At 35.2% G+C, this 5,539-nt stretch carries 3 protein-coding genes; all 3 read right to left on the bottom strand.

Going from position 1 to position 5,539, the window contains the following annotated elements; translation table 11 throughout:
- Positions 1 to 3: 3 nt before the first annotated feature.
- The 3 genes from CF386_RS12625 to CF386_RS12610 all read right to left on the bottom strand — a co-directional run bounded on the left by CF386_RS12625 (position 4) and on the right by CF386_RS12610 (position 4,447).
- Complete coding sequence (locus CF386_RS12625) at positions 4 to 819, bottom strand: hypothetical protein (protein WP_089074802.1); 816 nt, start codon at positions 817 to 819, stop codon at positions 4 to 6.
- A 93-nt stretch (positions 820 to 912) separates the two neighbouring features.
- Positions 913 to 1,635, bottom strand: a complete 723-nt coding sequence (locus CF386_RS12620; protein ID WP_089074801.1) for a hypothetical protein — start codon at positions 1,633 to 1,635, stop codon at positions 913 to 915.
- Between the two features lie 1,918 nt (positions 1,636 to 3,553).
- Positions 3,554 to 4,447, bottom strand: a complete 894-nt coding sequence (locus CF386_RS12610; protein WP_089074799.1) for a replication initiation protein — start codon at positions 4,445 to 4,447, stop codon at positions 3,554 to 3,556.
- Positions 4,448 to 5,539 lie beyond the last annotated feature (1,092 nt).

Below are 5,539 nucleotides of genomic sequence, written 5' to 3'. Positions count from 1 at the left end.
AACTCAAGTTTTAGAGAGAAAAAAGAGCCCTTTTAGGTGCTCAAACCAAGATATTTTTTGTGGTGTGTTGTCTTGCTTGGACTCCGACTTTTTCTTAGCTTCATCTTGTAAGCGTCTTTTCGTGAACTCTCGAAGTTCAGCTTCTCTTTTAGCGAGCTCTATGTCTTTCTGTGACAACTCATTGGTAAGCTCTGAAATCTTTAATGTCAGCTCATTTACTTTGTTCTGTAGTGCCTTAATTTCTTCGAATCGCTGATCATGATGCTCTTGATAGATGTCTCTGTCTCTTAACTGTGCTATTTTTTGCTGTTCAAGACGGTTATTAGCTTCTGTGAGCGACTTTTTAAGCTCGGATATTGTGTTAGACTTCTTCTCTTCTTTGGCTCTCTCAAGCTCTGCAATGGCTTCTTGATAGCCCTCTAATGTGTCTGGAAAATCTATATTAAATCTCTTAAATACTAGGACTCGATTTTGTATTTCAGATACAGCAAGCGAGAGCTCCCTTAAATATGGATATTTACAAATGTATGAATAGTTTTTTTTATACATATTCCACTTATTCATAGACCACTCTAAACCCTGTTTTTCTTTTGGGGACTCAATGAATGACCTGAATGAATCAAAGCCTAGTTGCCCGATGATTGATAGCTTTATGTCTTGATTCGATAATCGTCCAGATGCCTCTTTTAACGCAGGTATATTGCGATAGATACAGTCACAAACGTTAATCCACTCCGATTGGTTCTGCTCTTTATCTAAGCTCGTTAGTATCTCTTGCCTTGCTTTTATTGGGTCACTAGTCGAAAAATGATTACTCATAAATAGTCTTAGCCTTTATAGGTCACTTGTACCAACAATAATAGCATATATGTGTATATAAAATATATACATACATACTTTTATAGACTTAAATCACGAATAATAATATTGCTTTCTTTTAGTTTTTTTCCACAAGTGATCTAATTGGTCAAAAGGGTACAAGGTTGGCTTTTTAAACTTACCCACCCAACATAAAAAGTTCTGTGTTTCATGCTTAATCTTATATGTTCTAGTTCGCTCTGCGTCCAGTAGAGACAAGAGTTTGTACGCTTGTTTTCTAACACCATTAAACTTTGGTACTCTTAATAAGTTATAGTGCAACTGTCTCTGCTTCATCTCGTCTTTTTGTCTGACTGCATGTTTAATATCCATTCTCCATTTAGATAATCTGTCATCGGATAACTGGAATGTGTAGGTCGGTGGCTTTCCTATTCTGGGGGTTTTTATTAATGTATATTCATCAAACAAACATAATCGAGTAGATTTTTTTCTTGTATCAGAAAGTGGAACATTAAAGATGCTTTGCTCTTTTCTGCTTTCTTCATTACTTGGCTCTGTCACTAAAAGACAAAAATATATTTTTTGCTTTGTATCGTCTATGTATGAAAAAAGCTGCGAAACTGCCAACCCTTTTTGCTTGGCTCTATATCTAGCGTTCTTGTTCATATCAATATGGTAACGATCAACACACTGATGATAAAATTTGAGGTATCGTTTTGAATCAATGTAATCACAAAAATAAAGGTAATATTTATCACGACTCACTGCTTTTAGTACAGCTCTCATAAAATCATTTTTATAGACAAATAAGCTCATAGCACTCTCCAAAAAAACTAACAACAAAAGACTCAGCTAAATAAAAGTAAAAGCGAGATTAGAAGAGTGCGACAATAAAGATTCCTATAAATAAGACCAAAATCAAAGATTTTGACCTTATAAGAGCTCTTTTATCTTCTATAATTATCAATGAGGTGGTTTTTACCACTATAAAGCGTGGGGTTATGCCCACCTAAAATAATCATAAATTCACTTGGCTGTTGATAGAATATCTAAGCCAATACCTACAGAAAAAACTAACCACTGTCGTCCTGCATGGACTAACCCTATCGGTCATTATTCTAATGACTAAAACCCTGTTATTTTTAATTCTAAGGAGGACTTAAAAAACTGACAAAAAGCCAACATCCGTTTTTTTATTACAAAAAGCCATTGGTTTTTATTCTTTAAAGAAACTGTACTAGACCTATTGAGAACTATGCTCTCAATTGATTTAGAAGCGTTTTACAACCAACCTTAATTTAATTACACACGAAAACGAAAATGCAACCATTAGAACTAGCCATTCTATTGGAAAGAAACTAGCCATTTCTTGCTATGATTTAGCCGTATGCCCGTAATTGGGCTCGTGCGGTTGTGACGAGCGCTAGAGTTTGAAATAACTCTTTCGACTCAATCTAAACTAGATTTTTAAAAAATTGGGCGACAATGAAACGGGCATCGTGGTGACATGATTAACCCTGTTTAGAATAAAATGGTGAAAATCCATAGTAAGGGGTGCTGGAGATGGTACAACTTATTCCTGACACGTGGGTTCCTGAGATAATCGAGAGATTATAGGGTTATGAGGCGAAAGCTGGAATAACTGGTACTCAATGGCGAAAGCTGTTGAGATCGGTGGATAGCTCAAGCGTGTAAAGGTCTCCGTTGAGGTGGCTTTCAGGTAAGTTCAATAAAGCGATGATTTTAGTATCTGGCTATTGCGTTACAAAGAAATGACATGAGTAAATCAGGGTTTTTGGAATCTTTACCGGTCGAAACCATAATATTTATGGGAGTGTTTAACACTAGTGTTTTTTTTCTAGCAAGTCGCGTTATTGATCGATATTTTAAACTAAATTGGGAAGCAGAACTGATTGGAAAAATTTGGCGATTTTTCTGTAAATCAGGAGTGTGGGAGCGATAGTTAATAGGAGTAAAATTTCTGTGTGGATATAGCCGAAAACATAGAAAGAGTGAGGTAGAGTATTAAAGTTTGGCGACTTTTTTATTTTCTCATAGTCTCGTGTAGACAATCCGAAAGCTAGAGTCGTAGCAGTATTTTTTCGTGTTCTGGGTAAGCGTTAAAAGCGTAACCCTTTTAAATTAATTTTGAGTAATCGTTGTCTAATGGCGACATAAAAAATGTAATAGAACATTTTTTTGTACTCTTGAGTCCCTTACTCCTAGCCACGTCTTTTTTGTGGCCAGGAGAAAGGGACCCTTTATTTTTTATGAGATAATCGCTCAACTCACTTGGTTTTTAGAACAAATCCAAAATTCCCAAAAAATCGGCTTTGTGAGAGCCATTCTAAGGCATTTTTTTAGCTTATTAATACTAGAACAACCCTCAAAATCATCAAAAATTATAACAAATTAAGTCTTGTAAGCCCTGTTATTACTGGGTTCTTTCAAATATCAAAATTCTATATCTTTATAAATAAAATTTCGGCTGCACTTTAAGTTTCCCCCCTCAAACTCCCCCCCAAAAAAGAGCAAGAGCATCAGCTGACGCAACATAACTTTTAGGCTAGGTTCAAGAATATTTAACTATTAGCTATGTGCATATTGATGGAAAAGAAAAAGCCCTTTTCCACAATACACACATGGGCTAACAGCCAATAACAAGGCTTGGGTTTTTTTTAAGAATAAGAGCAATACTTCGTAGATTATCTGATATAGCTTATCCTGTTCACTTTTAAAGTAAGCCCTCTTTTTTCCTCTTATAGTAGGTAGTTTTTCCTATCCCTAATTTAAGCCAAGGCTTTGTTGTGTTCTCGGAGTCTGGCACTGGCTTTCTCTTAGACTTCTGACCTCCGATCTTTCCTTTTCTAGCACACCAGTCAGAAAAGCCCTTAGATGTATATTTTCTCTCAACAAATCGAGACACGCTTTTAGCTATCGCTTTCACTTCACTAAAATTCATGGGTTCAGTGTATTGTGAGTTAAACTTTAGAGCTTCTTCAAGTACAGCTCTTTCAAAGGCTTTAGGACTCACATACGTCTTTCTGCTTTCCGTATAAGCCCAATTCCTCACGTAATCAAAAGTATTGCAGTTTCTTTTGGCATCAACATCATCTAGCTCTAATCTATCATTCAAATCTAAATAATCAGATAACTCATCAAGTGTATAATTCTCATTTCTTACTACCCACGTTTTCCAACAATCATGTAGTGGATTTTTGCAAAGAAAACCTTTGTAACCAACATCAGCACCAAGCTTTTTATGTAAGGATTGGTAGACAGCCATGTAATAATCAATCGCTTTTCTGGAACCGTCATGTGCCACTCTTACGGACGTTTCTAAGCTATACATTTGATGACTTCTTGCGTTGTGTGGGTTTATGGTAATAATATTCGGTGCAGGAGCACCAACTTTTTCAAACTGTATTGCAGATTGTTCCTGATCCATATCGAATACTAGATAATAAACGTGGGTTCTGGTGTTTGGCTGTATATAACGCATATCAATAGATCTTTGTCCATGCGTCGCTTTATGCGTGTACCTAATCTTACAACCTGTTTCGATTTCGTTTGTTGAGTAAGTTTTTTCGTGGAGTCGATTCTTAAATATATCTAGTGCATTTAACAAGAAGCACCGCACTTATGGCGATACTGGAGGATTTGATTTTTACGTCGTTGTGTCATATAATTTTCCTGTAACTTTGAAGCCTTGCTAGAGTCTGGATCGCCAAATCTTTTAACGACTTTATGCAAGGTTTTTCTTTTACTAGTGCCTTAAAATTTATAACATATTCATGCTCTTGTCGACAAATTTCTAACCTAAAGTGACATTTATCAAACTTTAAAAACTTTATAAAATAGAGTGTTCATCACAAATATCATTAAAAACATCTAAAATCAGAAATAAAAATCGACTTAAAATATTTCTACAATTTACTTAACTGTTTATCCCCAATTTTTGTGGACTTTTCTTGTAAAAATAAGCCTTTCGCTAGATTTTAAAAGGGGTGGGTGCATGTAAGATCCATTATGTTAAATTGCAAAAATACCTAACTGACATGAATGGGGAGATTGTGAAAACACCTAACTGACATGAATGGGGAGATTGTGAAAACACCTAACTGACATGAATGGGGAGATTGTGAAAACACCTAACTGACATGAATGGGGAGATTGTGAAAACACCTAACTGACATGAATGGGGAGATTGTATTTTTAATGTAAAACTCATCTTTTGCCATGCTCCCAAAAGTCTTAACAAGACCAATAAAACCAAGGTCTACAAGCCAATTTTAAAGACAAAATTTTATATAGGATTTTTTAAATAAAATATAAAAAAAAGTCCTATTTAATCGAGTTAAGGTCAATTCGTCACTGTGTCAAAGCCAGTAATATCAGGGAGTCTTAAATCATATAGGAGTTATCACAAAATCATATAAGAGTTATCTCAATGCTCATATAAGAGTTATCGCCAAATCTTTGTAACCTATTGAAAAACATAGGGGTTCTCGTGGGTTCTGGTCAGAACCCAACAGAACCCAGCTTTAATGCAAATTTTTTGAAATTTTTAAGGTTTCAGTAAATCATCGACAAACCCTTATAGTACAAGGGTTCGAGGACATTCCCATTTATGGGCGTGGGGTGTGTAATAAAATACTCAAATAAAAGTAAGGCTTTTTTCTTTTTTCTTTTTTTTTGGAAGAGAAATCCTTTATAAAAA

The organism is Paraphotobacterium marinum (assembly GCF_002216855.1).
GTDB classification, from domain to species: domain Bacteria; phylum Pseudomonadota; class Gammaproteobacteria; order Enterobacterales; family Vibrionaceae; genus Paraphotobacterium; species Paraphotobacterium marinum.
This window is presented reverse-complemented; position numbering and strand designations above follow the sequence as displayed.

Coding starts and splice junctions, on each gene's coding strand:
- CF386_RS12625 (WP_089074802.1), bottom strand. CDS start 819: ATGAGTAATCATTTTTCGACTAGTGACCCAATAAAAGCAAGGCAAGAG.
- CF386_RS12620 (WP_089074801.1), bottom strand. CDS start 1,635: ATGAGCTTATTTGTCTATAAAAATGATTTTATGAGAGCTGTACTAAAA.